The 628-nt window shown below is 44.3% G+C and carries 1 pseudogene; it reads right to left on the reverse strand.

Features of this window, described 5'->3' with window-relative positions:
- Positions 1 to 94: 94 nt before the first annotated feature.
- A pseudogene (locus R7093_RS26230) lies at positions 95 to 628 on the reverse strand (HAD family hydrolase); the annotation flags it as partial.

A 628-nucleotide genomic window follows, 5' to 3' on the forward strand; every position in this document is an offset into this window, starting at 1 on the left:
TTAAAAATAAGAAAAAGCAGTGGTCCGTTCTTCGGACACAACAAAGGGGTTACCCAGTGGTTAACCCCTTTTTATATCAGTCAGATTTGAAATCTTACTTGGTCGGATACACTTGCTTCCAATCGTTTTTCATATCAGCGATTAACCAACCTTTCGCTTTCGCTTCATCCAATCCTTTATCTAGCTTACCAATGCTAGAGGTGCGGTCATATTTCCACTCACGTTGGTCATCTGTGTGATGAACGTACATTGCTAAACGAGGACCAGGACCTGACGTCGTCCATTGCAGCATTTGTAGGTCACCATCTGAGTTGCCAAACGAAGCTATTGGGCGCTTACCAATGTGCTGATAAATTTGCTGTGGTTTTTCCGCTTTGTCGTTATTCACTTCAATGCCCGGTACGCGCTTAACTTGGTAACTACCATCAACATTAACGAACTCTGTAGATAGACGAGTACCAATGATACGCTCGGATGGGATGTTGTAGACATCCGTCGCCCAAGCTCGCATAAAGGCATTGCCACCACCAGATACAATGAAGTTTTTAAAGCCGTTGCTATCAAGATAGTCCAACAGTTCTAACATTGGTTGATACACCATATCGGTGTATGGGCGACCCGTTACGGG

The sequence above is a fragment of the Vibrio sp. 1580 genome (assembly GCF_033340055.1).